Annotated in this window: 18 protein-coding genes; 7 read left to right on the top strand and 11 right to left on the bottom strand. The window is 65.4% G+C overall.

Annotated elements, in window-relative coordinates; translation table 11 throughout:
* Positions 1 to 50 precede the first annotated feature (50 nt).
* The 3 genes from NGB36_RS26380 to NGB36_RS26370 all read right to left on the bottom strand — a co-directional run bounded on the left by NGB36_RS26380 (position 51) and on the right by NGB36_RS26370 (position 2334).
* Complete coding sequence (locus NGB36_RS26380; protein WP_255923025.1) at positions 51 to 1232, bottom strand: damage-control phosphatase ARMT1 family protein; 1182 nt, start codon at positions 1230 to 1232, stop codon at positions 51 to 53.
* A gap of 3 nt (positions 1233 to 1235) precedes the next feature.
* On the bottom strand, positions 1236 to 1529 hold the full coding sequence (locus NGB36_RS26375; protein WP_255923024.1) for a hypothetical protein: 294 nt from the start codon (positions 1527 to 1529) through the stop codon (positions 1236 to 1238).
* A 406-nt stretch (positions 1530 to 1935) separates the two neighbouring features.
* Complete coding sequence (locus tag NGB36_RS26370) at positions 1936 to 2334, bottom strand: hypothetical protein (protein ID WP_255923023.1); 399 nt, start codon at positions 2332 to 2334, stop codon at positions 1936 to 1938.
* A 346-nt stretch (positions 2335 to 2680) separates the two neighbouring features.
* Between NGB36_RS26370 and NGB36_RS26365 the strand changes: the two genes are divergently transcribed.
* Together NGB36_RS26365 and NGB36_RS26360 are read left to right on the top strand one after the other, a co-directional pair.
* Positions 2681 to 4084 carry a CBS domain-containing anti-phage protein gene (locus tag NGB36_RS26365; RefSeq protein WP_255923022.1) on the top strand — a complete coding sequence of 468 codons (1404 nt, stop codon included), beginning with the start codon at positions 2681 to 2683 and terminating at the stop codon, positions 4082 to 4084.
* 1831 nt (positions 4085 to 5915) lie between these two features.
* Positions 5916 to 6341 (top strand): hypothetical protein, encoded by a 426-nt coding sequence (locus tag NGB36_RS26360; RefSeq protein ID WP_255923060.1) that lies wholly within the window; start codon positions 5916 to 5918, stop codon positions 6339 to 6341.
* Between the two features lie 256 nt (positions 6342 to 6597).
* Here NGB36_RS26360 and NGB36_RS26355 read toward each other — a convergent pair whose 3' ends face one another.
* The 5 genes from NGB36_RS26355 to NGB36_RS26335 form a co-directional block, all read right to left on the bottom strand.
* Positions 6598 to 7122, bottom strand: a complete 525-nt coding sequence (locus tag NGB36_RS26355) for a GNAT family N-acetyltransferase (protein WP_255923021.1) — start codon at positions 7120 to 7122, stop codon at positions 6598 to 6600.
* Between the two features lie 482 nt (positions 7123 to 7604).
* Positions 7605 to 8816, bottom strand: a complete 1212-nt coding sequence (locus NGB36_RS26350) for a PP2C family protein-serine/threonine phosphatase (RefSeq protein WP_255923020.1) — start codon at positions 8814 to 8816, stop codon at positions 7605 to 7607.
* A gap of 5 nt (positions 8817 to 8821) precedes the next feature.
* On the bottom strand, positions 8822 to 8977 hold the full coding sequence (locus tag NGB36_RS26345) for a DUF6131 family protein (RefSeq protein ID WP_255923018.1): 156 nt from the start codon (positions 8975 to 8977) through the stop codon (positions 8822 to 8824).
* A gap of 120 nt (positions 8978 to 9097) precedes the next feature.
* A complete protein-coding gene (locus NGB36_RS26340) occupies positions 9098 to 9559 on the bottom strand; it encodes a hypothetical protein (protein WP_255923017.1) in 462 nt (153 codons plus the stop codon).
* 70 nt (positions 9560 to 9629) lie between these two features.
* A complete protein-coding gene (locus tag NGB36_RS26335) occupies positions 9630 to 10187 on the bottom strand; it encodes a hypothetical protein (RefSeq protein WP_255923016.1) in 558 nt (185 codons plus the stop codon).
* Between the two features lie 161 nt (positions 10188 to 10348).
* Between NGB36_RS26335 and NGB36_RS26330 the strand changes: the two genes are divergently transcribed.
* The 3 genes from NGB36_RS26330 to NGB36_RS26315 all read left to right on the top strand — a co-directional run bounded on the left by NGB36_RS26330 (position 10349) and on the right by NGB36_RS26315 (position 13003).
* The gene (locus tag NGB36_RS26330; protein WP_255923015.1) at positions 10349 to 10522 is read left to right on the top strand and encodes a CsbD family protein; all 174 of its coding nucleotides are present in this window, start codon (positions 10349 to 10351) and stop codon (positions 10520 to 10522) included.
* Between the two features lie 357 nt (positions 10523 to 10879).
* Positions 10880 to 11989, top strand: a complete 1110-nt coding sequence (locus NGB36_RS26325) for an AI-2E family transporter (protein WP_255923014.1) — start codon at positions 10880 to 10882, stop codon at positions 11987 to 11989.
* Positions 11990 to 12853: 864 nt separating this feature from the next.
* Positions 12854 to 13003: a hypothetical protein gene (locus tag NGB36_RS26315; RefSeq protein ID WP_255923013.1), complete on the top strand. Its 150-nt coding sequence runs from the start codon at positions 12854 to 12856 to the stop codon at positions 13001 to 13003.
* Here the strand turns inward: NGB36_RS26315 and NGB36_RS26310 are convergent, their stop codons facing one another.
* Together NGB36_RS26310 and NGB36_RS26305 are read right to left on the bottom strand one after the other, a co-directional pair.
* Positions 13004 to 13237 (bottom strand): hypothetical protein, encoded by a 234-nt coding sequence (locus NGB36_RS26310; protein WP_255923012.1) that lies wholly within the window; start codon positions 13235 to 13237, stop codon positions 13004 to 13006.
* A gap of 31 nt (positions 13238 to 13268) precedes the next feature.
* Entirely contained in the window at positions 13269 to 13769 is a 501-nt protein-coding gene (locus NGB36_RS26305; protein ID WP_255923011.1) for an ATP-binding cassette domain-containing protein, read from the bottom strand.
* Here NGB36_RS26305 and NGB36_RS26300 point away from each other — a divergent pair.
* Positions 13768 to 13908 carry a hypothetical protein gene (locus tag NGB36_RS26300; RefSeq protein ID WP_255923010.1) on the top strand — a complete coding sequence of 47 codons (141 nt, stop codon included), beginning with the start codon at positions 13768 to 13770 and terminating at the stop codon, positions 13906 to 13908. The genes NGB36_RS26305 and NGB36_RS26300 overlap by 2 nt on opposite strands.
* A 38-nt stretch (positions 13909 to 13946) precedes the next feature.
* Positions 13947 to 14483 carry a GNAT family N-acetyltransferase gene (locus NGB36_RS26295; RefSeq protein WP_255923009.1) on the top strand — a complete coding sequence of 179 codons (537 nt, stop codon included), beginning with the start codon at positions 13947 to 13949 and terminating at the stop codon, positions 14481 to 14483.
* 76 nt (positions 14484 to 14559) lie between these two features.
* Here NGB36_RS26295 and NGB36_RS26290 read toward each other — a convergent pair whose 3' ends face one another.
* Positions 14560 to 15306 carry a BPL-N domain-containing protein gene (locus NGB36_RS26290; protein ID WP_255923008.1) on the bottom strand — a complete coding sequence of 249 codons (747 nt, stop codon included), beginning with the start codon at positions 15304 to 15306 and terminating at the stop codon, positions 14560 to 14562.
* Positions 15307 to 15532: the final 226 nt, after the last annotated feature.

The raw sequence follows: 15532 nt of genomic DNA, 5'->3' as shown, positions 1-15532 counted from the left end.
GCAGCACCATTGTCCGGGCGGCGCCATGCCGCCCGGACAACAAGCTCCGCCTACGGCCGACCCTGGATGACGGCATGCGTCCCGCTCGTGCGCCACGCCTCTCCTGTCGCTTCCAGCGCGGCGAGGGTCTGAGCGTCGAGGCCGACGATCACGTCGGACTTCAGCGTACGCAGCGCAATCACCGGGCCGGGGAAGTAGACGGTGCGGTCGGTGAATGAGGTGGTCGCGGGCCACAGCTGGTCCCCGACGAGGCGGCGGTAGTTCAGGTCGCCCTTGAAGATGGTGAGGGTGGCTTGTTCGAAGTCGGCCCGCAGATCCACGGGCATCTTGGCGTAGGGCAGCGGTGCGCAGGAGAATGAGTGCGCCCGCACATCCAGTCGGCCGCTGCCCATGGCGTCCCGCAATCGGCCGCCGATCTGACGTGCGCGGCCCGGCGCCTCGGCGATGCGGCGCAGGCAGTCGATCACGTCGGCCGTGGTGGCGTCGGAGACGTAGTACGGGTACGGCTTGATGTGCAGCACGGCGTGGGTGGCGCGGCCGGTCTGCAGGAGATGGTCGATGAGGATCAGGTCGGGGATCAGTTCGCTACCGGAGTTGTCCGCGACCAGGCACACCGTGGCAAGCGACGACGAGCCCAGGCGGTCCCAGAGCTGGGCGCTGTCGTCCACGACGAGGTTGCCGGCGTTCTCCTCGACCTCTCCGGAGGAGATGCGGAATCCGAGGTCGGCGCGGTTGCCCCACAATGCGCCGAGGAGCACGGCGCGGTCCTGGTCGTCCGGCGGCAGATCGGCCAGATCGTCGAGGGCGGCGAGTTCCTCTGCGACAGCCGAGCCGCGCAGCTCGGCGCGTTTGAACGGGGCGAAGGGATCGATGCCCTGCCATGGTCCCGGCTCGAAGTAGCCCACGGCCTGGAGGAGCTTGCGGTAGAAGTAGCTCTCCGCCCACAAGAACGGCACCTCGAACCAGGACCGGCCGAAGTACCCCTTCCCCCACTCGGCCCACTCCCTCTCGCCGTGCGCACCGACGGGCAGCGGCTCGATCACTCCGTCCGTGATCTCCTCAAGCAGGGCGTCAAGCGCCTGGTGCTGCTCCGGCGTGTACGGGAAGGCGTCGCGCACCTGCTGGATCAGGGCCGGGTGCCGCTTGTCGAGGACGCTCCAGGCGAAGGAGCCCGGCGTCTCGCTCGTGATCACGGGTGCGCCGTGTTCGGGCGCGTTCGCTGCTTCGGGCATCGTCTACCGAGTTCCTCCGTCTGGGGTTGCTTGGTCGTTGATGGTCAGAGCGACGACGCCGGCCGCGCTGCCGACGAGAACCTGCCCCGTCGCGCGCTCGAACCCGGCGCAATGGAGCGAGGCATCGACACGCACCTCCGCAGTCTGCCGCTGCTCGCTGAGCGACCACAGTCGTACCGTTCCATCGGCAGCCGCCGACACCAGTCCATCACCATCCTCAGCGAAACCGAGCATGAGGATGCGTCCGGTGTGCCCCGCCAGATGCGCAATGAACCTGTCGCTGCCGATGTCCCGCACGGAGATCTCCCCGGTACCGGAGCCGACCGCCGCCCGTGCACCTGCCGCGTCGACGGTGACTGCGCGAGCCCACCCGTTCGCGTTGCTGAACCTGCTGACGTGCTCGCCGCGCGCGCCCCGGCTCACCGCCGGGGCCGACGCTCATGTCTCCGCCCCGCTCCGGCCCCGGCCGCCGGCCGCGCGCGAGCGCAACAGCCGACTTACCTGAAAGGGTTGCACCGTGGCTGGGGCGGTCGACTCCGCGGCTTTACCCACCTCCCTGGTCAGGGACCCGCGTCGAGCAAGACCAGGGGGCCAATCGGCCGGATTCACCGGGCAGGGCTCCGCCCCGCCCGATTCGCTGAGCAAGCGTACGGCCCCCTGATCATGCCCGACCCCAGCCCAGGCAGGCCACCGGCCAAACCCGCTACGCCGCCCGCTCGGTCTCCGCACCCCGGTCGACCATGCTCCGGACTATCAGGCCAAGCGCGTCGGCCTGCTCTGGGGTGAGCTGATCAACTAGCGGCGCAAGGTTCATCACCCTCGGAGAAACGCCGCCGTGCGGCTCTTGCCCGTACCAATCGGCGGCGACCATCGCAGCAACCTGCTCCACTGTCGTTCCGAACAGCTTGGCGATGCCGGGAAACTCATCGGGCGTAGGAGGCCCCACGCGTGCGCCACTGGGAGTCACTCCCCAAGCTCCGCACTCCACCATGTTCTTCCACCACGAGTGCGAGCGGGCTCGATCGCACTCCACCGACATGGAGATGTAGTCCTTGTTGCGCGCACTGCTGCGCGCGGTGTCCCTGAACGGAGTACTAACCATGATGAGACTATGTCAGATGCGCGCGAGTCTCACACGGGTTTTCAACAAGGTTTGAGATGTGGCCACTTCGCCGAGCAGAGTTTGATCACAGCCCACGGCCGGGGCGAACAGGCAGCAAGGACGCCGCCAACTCACCGGGCATGGACTATCTGTGGACGAGCGGCACCACATGGACGATCCACAGCCGCCCTGACCTGCTGGAACAGGCAGGAGGCAAGCCCCCTCCGGAGCCGGGTGCGTAGTTTTGAATCCTGTCGGGGACCCTGAATGAGATGCTGCACTAGCACGAGTCCACCCGCCTGAGTGCCGGATTCCGGCCTCCAGTCACAGAGCGAAGGCAGGTTTCATGAGCGATTCGGCAGCCGAGCCGACCGAAAGACGTTCCCGGGCCCGGTACCTCCTGGACGGGCGGCGGGTGAGACTCGCCGACCTGCTGAGCAACGGGCTGCTCAAGGAAGGTGAGCGGCTGACGTTCGTACGGCCCCTCGTCGGAGATACCCATCATGCCACCGTCACCGCCAAGGGCTGGATTCGCCTGGACGACGGGGAAGAGTTCCGCTCGCCGTCCAAGGCCGCCGCTGTCGCCGTTGGCAGGGGATCGTTCGACGGGTGGACTGCATGGGCGGTGACCGACGGCAGACCTCTCGCCACCTTGCGCCAGCAACTGCTGGACCAGGCTGCCGAGGAAGCCGATCCGGACACGGCGGAAGAGCAGCAAACTTCGGTTGCGCCTAGTGAAAGGCACGCTCGGCTGAAGAGGGCCCGTGAGCTGGCCGAGGCTGGCCAGCCGCAGTCTCTTTCGGTAGAGGAACTCCTGACCTGGTGGGGCGCCACGGGGCGCGGTCTCGTCAATGAGCAGATCGAGGCCGAGCTCGCTAACCACAGCCTGGTTACCGCGCCGGGATTCGACAAGGTCCCGCTGGCCTCGACCATCCAGCTCGTCAAGGCTGCGGAAGGGAATTCGGCAGAAGGGCTCGTCGCCGGTGCACCGGCGTTCACGACCGCTTCAGACGAGGATGAATCTCGCGAGACTGGATTGACGGTGGGCACGCTGCCTTCCGCCCTTGGTGGAGTGATCAGTGTCAAGCCGACTGCGACCTTCGAGGAGGCAATCACGCTGATGGCGCTCCATGACTTCTCTCAACTCCCCGTCCTCGCTGGTCCGCACAACCTGCGGGGTGCCCTCTCCTGGAAGTCCATAGCCCGTGCCCGGCATGCCGATCCGGATGCTTCCCTCTCCCAGGCCATCGTGGATGCCCGCGACGTTCGTTACGATCATGATCTGATCGATATCCTGCCCGCGCTTGCGGAGTTGGACTTCGTACTTGTAAAGGACCATCACAACGCAATCGCCGGTATCGTCACCGCCGCCGACGTAGCGCAGGCGTACGGCGACCTGGCCAGCCACTTCCTTCTGATCGGAGAGATGGATCGCAGGCTGCGGCAGGTCATCGCAGGGACCTTCACCTTGTCCGAGGTGACCGGCCTGTGCGACCCAGCGGGCGAGCGCGTCACGTCTTTCGGTGACATGACCGTCGGAGACTATCTCCGGCTCCTTGAGAACCCTGACCGGTGGCAACAACTGGGGTGGCCGTTGGACCGTAAGGTGTTCATCGGGCGGCTCGAGGAGATCCGCAGGATCCGCAACAACGTCATGCATTTCAACAGCAGCGATCCCTTGCCGAGAGCGGACGTGGATAAGATTCGAAACCTCAACAAGTTGCTGAGGGAGTACGGCGGTAGCTCCTGAGCTTCCAGTGACCAGCCGTGCGACCTCCCGGGAGGAGGTGGTGGGGTCATCCCGGGATGGCGGGAACAGCAGAGGGGCCCTGGCGGACTCGTGCCACGGGCGTGCCTTGCCCCGGTCGCTTGGGGACCATCTGGGGACCACGCGCTATGCGGCGAGCACACAACGACAGCTCAAGAGAACGACAGCGCGTGCATCAGATGCGTTCTGACCTGCAAAAAACCCTTAACCCGCTGCTCTGGGGGTCAAGAGCGGCAACCGCCGTGACGGCGCTGCGCGGTTTCTGGTTCGATAACCAGCGGGGGAGTGTGTCGAGGCATGGGGTGGCCACGATGGTCTGAGGCGGCCGCCCGTAGTGCCTCCGAGAGAGACCTCATTCCTCCAGTTCGGCGGGATCCCTCGGTGCGCTAATCCAGCAATTCGCTCACCTGGAGGTCCAGTTCCTCGGCATGAGGTGATGCAGCCAATTCGTGCCAGACGAGGCGGGGAGCCACGGGGAATGGCGGGGAAACACGGGCACCCTGCGCCGTTCGCCCAGGCCAGGGTTGAGGCAGGTCAGCCCAATCCTCTCCACTGCGGACGGACTCAGTCTAATTGTTCTGACGACCGCCACCAGCGATCCACTGGTTGCCGTTGGCCATATTTCCGCTGTTGAACGTGTTTCCACTGCGAAAGGAATTAATAGTATTTGAGAAGTTGTAAGAGTTGGTTACACCATCTCGGTCTCGGGGCCACCATCCGGGGCCATGGTCAGCCGCCGTCTGAGCTGCCGAGGTACCAGCTGCCGCCAGGAGTAGACCGCAGGCTCCTATGACGACAGCGCCCATACGCATGGGTTTCATCACCGCATTCTCCCAATCTCGCTGCACCCTCCGTCTGGCGCATCCATCCTCGCCTGGCGCGTGGCATGCGGCATCAGCTCACGGCCAGAAAGGTGAGCGGCGGCGCCTGGCCGTTTTCCGCACCGCTCGTCCGGGGAACTAGGCACCTGTTGGCGTAAAAGGCCGGGAGACAACCGTGACGAGACGTGTCCGCAACGCGGCCGCCGCAGCGGGAACCTGCGGCTTGCTCGCGGTGACAGCGGGGGTCTCGCACGCTCAGGAGCCGGCCAGTGCCCACCTTCGGCCCACGGGGTGCATCAACGAACCCGTCGGCAGCGGTAACAGTGTCGACAGCGGAAACTTCGTCGTTTATGGAAATTCAGTGAACAGTGGAAATTTCACTATCGTAAACGACTCCGTAAACTCCGCGAATCTATTTAAGAGCGGCAACATCAGCGGTGGAATGCAACACATCGGCTAGCCCGGAAGCCATCTACAGCTGGAGCACTAGGTGACTGAGTCCGATGTCTTCAGTGGTCATACGCGATCGATTATCTTAGGGAGGGCTATGCCCGGTGCCTGGTCGGCCGAGGCACTGGGTCGGGCCGCTCGTCTGCTCAACCGGCAGACGTCAGCGACCGCCCGGCTCGTAGTTCGGGACGAGGCGGCTGGAGCCGACGGCCGTGGCGGCACCGCTGACGGCAACGAATCCGACACAGCCGGACGCCAGCGGCCATCGACGCAGGTGCTCGGGGCTAGAAACGCCCACTCCGGGACGCCGCCAATATCTTCTAAGCACCTGTTCCAGCGCACCGTTTTGACATCACCAGGTGACATCAACGTCGCCGGACGGCGGCGGACCGAAGCGGACATCGGCGGACCAGCCTTCCAGCGGAAGCATGGGTTCAAGCAGGTTGCTTGAACCCGGGACCGAACTTGTAATGCGAGGGTCCCGGCAGTCCCGCGTGGATCTTTGCTCGTCCCTGAGCCCTATGCTCCCCACCGTGACCGTGATGACCGTTGACGAGAGCCTTGACCGCTATGGCTTGCGCCCGGCGGGCGCGCTACTCGACGAGGTGCGCGAGCTGCTGGATGCGGAGACGCGCAAGGAACGGCGACAGCAAGGGCTCGGGGACACCGAACTGATGAGACTGAGTTGTTTCCAGTTGTTCAACACGGGTGCGCTCAGTGACGTTCTGACCATATGGCGCGCGAAGACGTCCAGCTGGGACGCCGATTGTTCGATCGACGTCCAGTTGCTATGCGGAGCTGGCCTTGCCGGGACGAAGGCGTTCCTGTGCAGGCACCCTGCTTCGGAGCAAGCCCAGGCGGCCCTACAGCGGCTGCTGGGCTGTGAAGCGGCTGGAGACTTCGAGGGCTTCTCCGTCGTGCGTCGGGCGGCGGAGTATGCCACTTACTACGTCGACGGCGACAGGTGACCGCGGGCCTAACTACCGCCCCGTGATTGCCCGGTGCGAAGGAGCCGCGGAGAGAGGCCGACTGCCGCGCCGTGGACTATCTGTGGACGAGCGGTACCACGTGGACGAGCCACAGGCGCCGTGACCTGCTGGAACAGTCGGGAGGCAAGCCCCCCGAGCCGTCTGCGTTGTTAGCGTCATCAAGGTGGTGTGTGGGCGTGGTCGATGGCTGGGGATGGGCCCATCCAGGCTGTCGCCACTCGATCACCGGGGGCGCCTACAACGTCCATTCGTGGGCGAGGAGGCCGAGGACAACCTCGTCGGCGAATGCGCCATACACCCAAGCTGAGCGCCGTATCGTGCCCTCGATGGTGAACCCGGCATTCGTTGCCGCCGCGATCATCGGAGCGTTGTCCGCCAGGGTCTCAACCTGTAGCCGTTGCAATCCGCGCACGGCAAACCCGTACTCGCACAGCACACGGACGACGTCCGAGCCGTACCCACGGCCGCGGTAATCCGGGAGCAAGGAAATCCCCAAGTGGGCTGTTCTGTTATGCGTGTCAATGCGCCAGAGCAAGGCTTCACCGGCGAGCGCCTGCGAGTCGAGTTCTACCACCGAGAAGCATGCAGCGTTATCTGATGGCTCAGCAACCGCATAGGGAGACTGGGCAGATGGAGGTATGGGTCGCCAAGGACGGGAGTCGGCGCGCGATCGGGTCGCCACGTCGTCGTACAGCCCAGCATGAAGAACCGGAACGTCAGCCTCGTGCCGGGCCCGCAGCCCGATCTTTGCACCGCGCATCCTGCGGCATTGCTACCAACGCGCGGCCAGTCCATCAACCGAATTACGGCCTCCCTTGCTTCGACCATGGAGCCGAGATCACGGACCTGCGCACGCTCACTCCCGCGCCAGATCCAGCGGGCAGCTACGGTCAACACCGGACAACCACGGTCAAGACCGTAGCCGTCGGCCCAGCTCACAGACCCGCAGGTCAAGGCCCAGGGCCCATCCCTCTCTTGTAAAGCGGGGGTCGTCGGTTCGAACCCGACAGGGGGCTCCATGCCTGACCAGGGAAAACGACTGCCAAAGACCCTGGATCGATCAAGGTCCGGGGCCTTTGACCGCTATGGTTGACGGCAACCGCTGATGTCAGCGCTGCTGACGGCGCCTTTTGAGCAGGCGGTCCATGTGGTTGATCGCTTCCCGCTGTCGGTCCTGCACAACGTGTGTGTAGGGCCCACGTGGCGACCGACCGGAGCGGCGGTGAATCTTCCTTACCGGGTTCAAGTCGTTCCGACCCCCGTGTTCGGCTGGGGATGCCATTCGAAGAGCAGAATGGTGGTGTCGTCGTCGAGCCGTCCGTGCTGGTGGACGAGTATCGCGCGGAGCAGGCGGCGTAGGGCTTCGGGGGCTGGCTCGCCGGCGGCGGTGGCACGGATGATGAAGTCGGTGAAGCGCTCCTCCCCGAATACCTCCCCGGTGCCGGAGCGGGCATCGGTGACACCATCGGTGTGGAGCAGGACGCGGTCGCCGGGTTCCAGCTGGGTTTGGTGAATGTGGCGGGGCACGTCGGGGTAGCCGGGGCCAAGACCCAGCGGCAGCTCGGCGTGGTGCTCCAAGGCGCCGGTGATGACGTGCTGGCCACGGATGAGCAACGGCGGTGGGTGCCCGCAGTTGGCCCAGCTCAGTCGTCCGGAGATCAAGTCGAGGTGGGCAAAGATCGCGGTGATGAAGCGACGCGGGAGCCACCGAGCCAGGGCCTGGTCGATGGTCTCCACGATCTCGGACAGGCCACTCCCGGCGCGACGGGCGACTCGGCAGCCCGCCAGGGCGAGGGCCGCGGCCATGCCCGAGGCCACATCGTGGCCCATCGCGTCGATAATCGTGGCGTGCAGTACCTTGTCGGACAGCGAGTGGTCGAAGGCATCGCCCCCGATATCGTAGGCCGGCTCCATCACGGCGCTGGAGGTGACCTGTTGGGTGCCCACCGTCCGTGGCGGTAGAAAGGCCCACACCATCTCCGCTGGTAGCTGCATCTGTCGGGCGCGCTGGACCTGCAGATAGGTGTCGCTGTACAGGCTCCTGGACACCACCAGCAAGGTGGCGAGCGACGCCAACGCGCGGCAGCGGCCCAGCATTGTGGTGTCCAGCGATCGGGCGCGCACCCCCAGCACACCGACGCGTTCGATGCCGTCCATCAGCGGAAGCCACGCCGTCAGACCGTCCTGGTCGTTCTCGGCCACCTGCAACGAGAGCGTGCGGTACGTCCAGCCCGGAAGCGTGGCATCGACCAGCAGCCCAGCGCCGTGATCGTCTGCCGACGTGCCCAACGGCATCAGCCGCTCCTGTTGCACGTCGGCCAGGTAGAGGTTGGCCTCGTCCAGCCCGAGTTGCTGGGCCGCCCGTGACAGCAGGGCAGGCACTCCCTCCACGGGCAGATGATGCGACTCCTCCAGCAGTGCACCGAGCAACGCGCCGAATTCCGCGTCTTCCATGCCTTTTACCAGTAGTGTCGCCGGCCGAAGACCGCGTGCCCCATGGATCCAAGGAGCCACAGTGCGGCTCCGATGACGACCAGTATGATGCCGATGGTCCACAAAATGGCGATGTTGGCCACGAATCCGACGATCAATAGAATGATGCCGAGGGCGATCATTGCATCCTCCATATCGGTGGTTCTTGTTCCCCGCCTGGAACAGTGATCACCTTGCGTCGAGAACTCCTGCCACAATTTGGCGGTGCGGTAGGTTCGAATCTTGCTCCGCACCGTCTCGACTCAGGTGCTGAGCAGGCGGTTGAAGAACGAGCGGTACTGTTGCAGTGCGGTCCGTAGATCTTCAGTGCTCACCTGTTCGCCTCGATTCCACTGTCCTTCGAGTTCCTGCTTGTACTCGGCGAAGGTAGTGGCAAGCGATTGCATGACGGTGGCGACGAGAGCGTCAGCCGAGTGCACCGCGTCGCGCGGGTCGTCGACGAACTTGTTCTGGATTTCCTTCCACTGGGATCGGAAGGTCTCCTGGTCATGCTCGTTGAGGAGTTGCGGCATCTCCTCTTCCGCCGCTGCGGGCCCGCCCTCCTGGGGTTTCGGCGCGGCCGGTTCCGCCTCGACGGCCGTGCCTTCACCTGGGTAGGTGGGTTGTTCGGCCGGCGGCGCTGTCGTGTCTTCGGTGTTTCCCTGGGTGCTGGCGAGGTCCTCGGTTGAGAGGCCGACTTCAGCGGTGTCTGGTTTGCGTTGCATGAGTCTGTGCTCTTTCCGTTTCGATCCGGCCCTTGTGTTCGTTCAGTTCATGGCGGCCGGGGTTCCTCGGCTAGGCCCGGACGGGGCGTTGCTGGCCGCCGTCGCTGAGGAGTTCTTCGAACAGTGCGCGATAGTGCACCATGGCGCTTCGCAACTCTTCTGTGGTCGCATAGTGACGGGTACTGCGTTCGTCGATCTCGTGGGCGGTCCGGTAGTGCTCGAGGGTGCGGCCGTGTTCGACGGAGAGGTCCTTGAGTCGCTGCTCGTAGCCCTCGGTCGGGTAACCGCGTTCCTGCATCAGGGTCGTCACCAGTCGGTCCGCATCGTGTACCGCTTCCCCAGGGCTGTCGACGAACTCCTCCTGCACTCGCGTCCAGTCATGGCTGTACCGGTCTCGGACTGCCGGGGGGAGGGGCTTGATATTCAGCGAGTCGTGCCGCTTCTCGCGTGCACTCAATTCCCGCTCGGCGGCCAAACGGCTGTCAGTGGTCTGGACCGCCCGCTCGTACTCCGGTCCGAAGCGCTTCCGCAGCTGACGGCGGCGCATGAGGAGCGATGTGGCCAACGCGAGGAGGACGACCACAACCGCTATGGGGACGATGATGGTGATGAGTGTCCCTGTGGACATCGGGCTCACCCCCTGTGGTGCGGGTAATCACCGACAGACCGCGTTCCCCACCCAGAACACTCCAAACCCACTAAATATGGTTTAAGTGATGCTGTAAGGGCATGGATGGCCCTGAAGGCCCCCACGGGGTGGTGTTTGAAGCCCGTTGAAAGGAGTTGGCCATGAGTACGGGCAAGAAGGCTGAGCACGCTGTCAAGAGGATCAAAGGCAAGATCAAGAAGGACACCGGCAAGGCCATGGATGACCCCTACCTCGAGGCCGAGGGCAAGGGCGAGCAAGCAGAGGGTGGCGTCAAACAGGCCGGACAGAACATCAAGGACGCTTTCAAGCGCTGATCGAATCCGCCGCTCCGCAGGCCGGCCGGGGTGAATCCTGGCCGCTCGTGCGCTCGACCCAGGCCGCGCGGACGGCCAGGCGGCGGCCCGGAACTGAAGCCGGGAGCCGGCCAGTCAAGCGGGAAGGGACGGCACCGGAAAGAGCCGTGCCATGGAGAAGCCGTCGTCGCTGAGCGACGTTCTGGAACTGACTGGCGCCGGCGTACTCTGCCGTCCCTCCTGTCAGAAGGCGGGAGGCGGTGGCACGAGGTGAGTGACGGGTCATTCGGCCCTCGACGGAGGTCGCGCGGACACCAATCGCGGCCCCGGACCCGCTCCGTGGTGCTAGGCAGCCGCCCCGCGCACTCCGGGAAAGCCGTGGACCGGGCCCGCTCGGCCGCAGCCGTCCAGGCCACGCCGCGTGGCGACGATGAGTCGGTCTCCCGGGGCCTGCGCAAAGCGGCCGGTTACGCCTGGCGCCTCCTGGTTGTCGGGGTGCTCGTCTACGAGACGTTCACCATCCTTGGACGATTCCAGCTGGTCGCGGTCGCCGTATTCCTCGCCCTGGTGGTGACGTCCGCGCTGCGGCCGCTGACCGATCTGATGGGGCGCCATCTCCCCCGGTCTCTCGCGGTGGTGTTGGCCCTACTGGGCAGCCTGTTGTTGCTTTTCGCCCTCCTATCCCTGGCGGGCTACCTGGTGGCGGGCGAGTCGGCCAAGTTGGCTACCGAGTTCCGCGGCGGTATCGGACAGATCGAACGATGGCTGGAGCGTCCCCCCTTCCGGATCAGCCCTCGCACGCTGTCGGATCTGCAGGGCAAGATCGGCTCGTTCATCTCCTCGCACCGCTCCCTCCTGGTCAGCAGCGCACTCACCGGTGCCAGCCGAGTGGTGGAGGCGGCCACCGGAGCGGCTCTGGCGCTGTTCTGCTCCATCTTCTTCATCTACTCGGGAGAGCGGCTGTGGCACTGGTTCCACCTCCAGCTCCCCAGGACCTCCCGATCGGCTTGGGACCGCGCGGGCCGGGCAGCCTGGACTACCTTCGCCGGCTACACCCGCGGCATCATCATCGTGGCAGTCACCAACGCTGTCCTGGTCGGTGTCGCCCTGTCCCTGCTCCGGGTGCCGCTCGCCCTGCCGCTGGCAGTCCTGGAGTTCTTCGCCTCCTTCGTCCCGCTCGTCGGATCGCCCATCGCGCTGGCTGTAGCGAGCGTGGTCGCCCTGGCCGGACGAGGCCCGATCATCGCGGTGGTCGTTCTGCTGCTCATCGTCATCATCGGGCAGATCGAAGGACATGTCCTGCACCCGCTCGTGATGGCTTGGGCCGTCCGGCTCCACCCGGTGGTGATCGCAGTCTCAGTGGTCGCGGGTGGCATCGTCGCTGGTGTTATCGGCGCGGTCGTGGCCGTCCCCATGCTGTCGGTCGCCTGGGCTGTGGTGTGTGCGCTACGCGACCGATCGCCCAATCCGCGAAGCGGCCACCATTAGACGTCCAGGGCTGGGCGGCTCGGGGCCCTTCTTTGCGGACGCCGCGTAGAGGCTGCGTAGGTCGAACACCGGACGGGTCACTCCGGCGGCCTGGTCCACAACCGCAGGACTGTCTCCGCGAGGAGGTATTCGTCCTGCACGAAGATGCCGAGGCGGCTCAGGTCATATGCCCGTGGGACGCGCGCAGAGCAGCCGCCGTGACATCACCGAAGGCCGTGTCCTGACGGCGAAGACTGACAGCAACGTCGGCGTACATCAGAAAACCTCGATGGCACTCTACGGACCAGGCAGCACGCGGCAAGGATCGATCGACTGAGATACATCGTGCCTGCGGAAGATCTTGTAAAGCGGGGGTCGTCGGTTCGAACCCGACAGGGGGCTCACGGCTTCACCTAAAATGACCTGCAGTTTTGGGTCTCCGGAGGCTTGATCGGCGGCCTCGGACGATGGGTCCGGGGCCGTTTGCGTGAGCGGACGGCGCATCCGTCGCGGTCTCGACCCAGGCGGTGCCCCATTCGGCGCGGTCCTTCTCCTGCTGCTCGCGGTGAGCTTTGAGCACGGTGACGGTGGCGGAGTCGAGCGCGATGGTACGGGCGCCGGAGTCGGTCTTGGGGTCGTCCTCGTAGACCTCCACCCATCGACGACGAGTTGCTTGGCTACGGTGAGCAGGCTGGCATCGATGCGTGGGCAGCACCACCCGGCATGAGTTGACCCCCGATCAAGATCTCGATCCCACTTCCAGACCTCGACGCCCGAGAAGTACACCAAACCCTGTGGTGGCGCCGAGGCAGATGACCCTGGAAGGACAAGATCCCCGACGGAGCCAGTACTCCCACCGGTTCGTGACGAGTACTCCGGATCGACATGTGGGACACGGCGTCGGGCACCGAGTTGCCGGAGAAGTTCCAGGCCGTCCCGAGCAACCACAACCCGCACGTCGCGTGCGACCCGTTCACCGTCGCGCCGGACGTACGGACCCTCGTCTCTGAAACCCTCGCGTACCTCGCGGGCTGATCACGGGCCGGTAACGGCGACGGTCGCAGTGGCATGGTGCTCGTCCGACTGGGACGGGGCGAAGAAGTACAGCAGCCCCAGGATCACCGCGATGTTGAGCAACGTGCCGATAATGTAGGCACGGTTGGCGACCCGGGCGGCTGTCTCCCGCTTCATGACGAGCCATACGTCCGCCGTCGCGGAACCACCCGCCCTGGCCCTGGTCGTGGTGGTCCCCTCGTTCATACGGCTCATGCTGCAGTCTCCGTAGACTCGTCGGCGTCAGTCACGTACGCACGGAACAGCTCGGAGAGCGTGGCCTGTTGTCGCCGGAAGATGCGCAGTCGGCCCAAAGAAGCGACGTGCCGTATGAGCTCGCCCTCGTCGCAGCCGTCGTGACACGTACCAGGGTGCCCCGCCCCTGACTGCGGAACGAGTCGATGCCGCGTAGGGCTTGGGCCCAATCCCGTGGTGCACCGTCGATCTCGATGTACAGGCCCTCGCCTCCGCGGGCCCGCAGCTCCTCGACCGAACCGCGGGCCACCATCGAGCCGGAGCGGACAATGCCGATCCGGTCGCACAGCCGCTCCACCAGGTCGAGTTGGTGGCTGGAGAAGAGCACCGGAGCTCCCTGCTCGGCGCGCTCCCGCAGTACGGCGCTCATGGTGTCCACGGCCAGTGGGTCCAGGCCGGAGGACGGCTCGTCGAGCAGCAGCACCTGCGGGTCGTGAACGAGTGCGGCGGCCCGGCTGCACGGCCTGTCCCGCGTGGACGCCGTCGGAGCCATGCGGATGTGGACCGAGCGGCTGGACGTGGCCCAGTACCGCGACCGCCAGGTGGACTCCCTCAGCCTCGGTAACCAGCAGCGCGCGTACGTCCCTCGCGGTATCCCGAGGAGGCTGCAGAACATCGAAAGTGCCTGGTGAGGATGGCGGAGAGCCCATTTGTGATCCAGAATGATTGGATGGTCACGCTTGAGACTCCCCGTTTGATCCTGCGTCGCTGGCGCGAGGAAGACGTCGCGCCCATGGCTGCCGTCAATGCCGACCCCGAGGTCATGCGGTGGATCCGTGACGGCAGCGTCCGTGACGAACAGCAGACTCGCGGCGGGGTCCAGGCATGGGAGAGCGAGTGGGAGTCACAGGGCTTCGGCCTGTTCGCCGTGGAGATCCGGTCCACTGGCGAGCTGGCCGGGTTCACCGGCCTTTCGGTGCCCGACTTCTTGCCGGAGGTACTGCCGGCGGTTGAGGTCGGCTGGCGGCTGGGACGTTCCCACTGGGGGCAGGGCTTGGCCACCGAGGCCGCGAGAGCTGCTGTGCGGTTCGGGTTCGAAGAGCGAGGGCTGGAGCGGATCGTCAGCATCACTCAAGTGGGCAACGACGGCTCCGAACGGATCATGACCAAACTGGGGATGCATCCAGTCCGTGAGACTGTCAATCCCACCTGCGGTCGACGAGTACGGGTGTTCGAGTTGTCATCCGACCAGTACGTGGCGTTGTAGGTGCGTCGGTCAACGCGTCCCTCATCGGGCCGGTGCTGCCGGGGCGCGCGAAGAATCAGGAAACGTACGTTATGGGTCAACTCATGACCGTTTTCACAAGATCGTAGCCGAGATCGAAATGAATACCGTCCGGGTTCTTCAAGTTGTACTCGGCGTACCAGGATGCGTCGGCCTCCGGATGTGGTCCTACCACGCCGACCTGTCCCGCTCCGTAAGGGGCGACAACGGCAGCGGGCACGCCGTTGTCGTAGGTTGCGAGCACCGTCGCTTTAGCGCCCTTGTTCAGGACGAAGTAGGGGCCGTCCTGGAAATACATGTGGCGGGGCTTTCCGCGCCAGCGCACCGATACGACGGTATCCGACGGACTGCTGACCGTCGCGCCCTGGGAACCGACGTACTCGGCGGTGTCGCCGGGCAGCAGTCCCCAACCCGGCTCACGTCCGGCCAGATAGGCGCCCATGCAGATCCCGAGGTAGCGACCGCCGTTGTGCAGCCACTCGCGGAGCGGATCGCCGAACTTCCTGACCGATCTCCAGGCCTTGTGCAGATCGTTTCCGCCACCGGGCTGCACGTAAAGGTGTGCTGTTGCCAACGTGTCGGCAGACAACGGAAGTTTCTCCTGGGGTCCGCAGTACTTGACCTGGAATCGCGACGGTGAACTGGTCAGCAACGCCGCCGCGGATTCCGCGCAGCCGTCGCAGGCGGCCGGACCTCGGTAGACCAGCGCGAGCGGTCCGGGCCTCTGGTTGTCTGAGCAGGCCGCCTGCACGAGAGCAGCGGCTGTGAGCGGAAGTACACGGGTCAGAAGATGCCGACGTTCCATGCGCTCAACTTCATGGAGGGGCACGGCCGCTGTCAATCTGCGCCGCAGATTCACAGGAAGGGGCCCTCCCGGCCGAGCGGAAGGTTTTGCCGCCGGGCCTGGTCTTGGTCACGCCCTCCGCGAGCGGCTTACTGCGGCCCCGCCCATACTCACAGGTTTCTCACGGAACGCAGAGTCGCACTCTCCCCTCTTGGCCAACGCTGACCATGCTGCCCAGCAGTGGCCG

The sequence above is a fragment of the Streptomyces humicola genome (genome assembly GCF_024436035.1).
Lineage (GTDB): Bacteria > Actinomycetota > Actinomycetes > Streptomycetales > Streptomycetaceae > Streptantibioticus_B > Streptantibioticus_B humicola.
The sequence above is the reverse complement of the archived record's forward strand: the minus strand, read 5'-3'. Positions and strand labels throughout refer to the sequence as shown.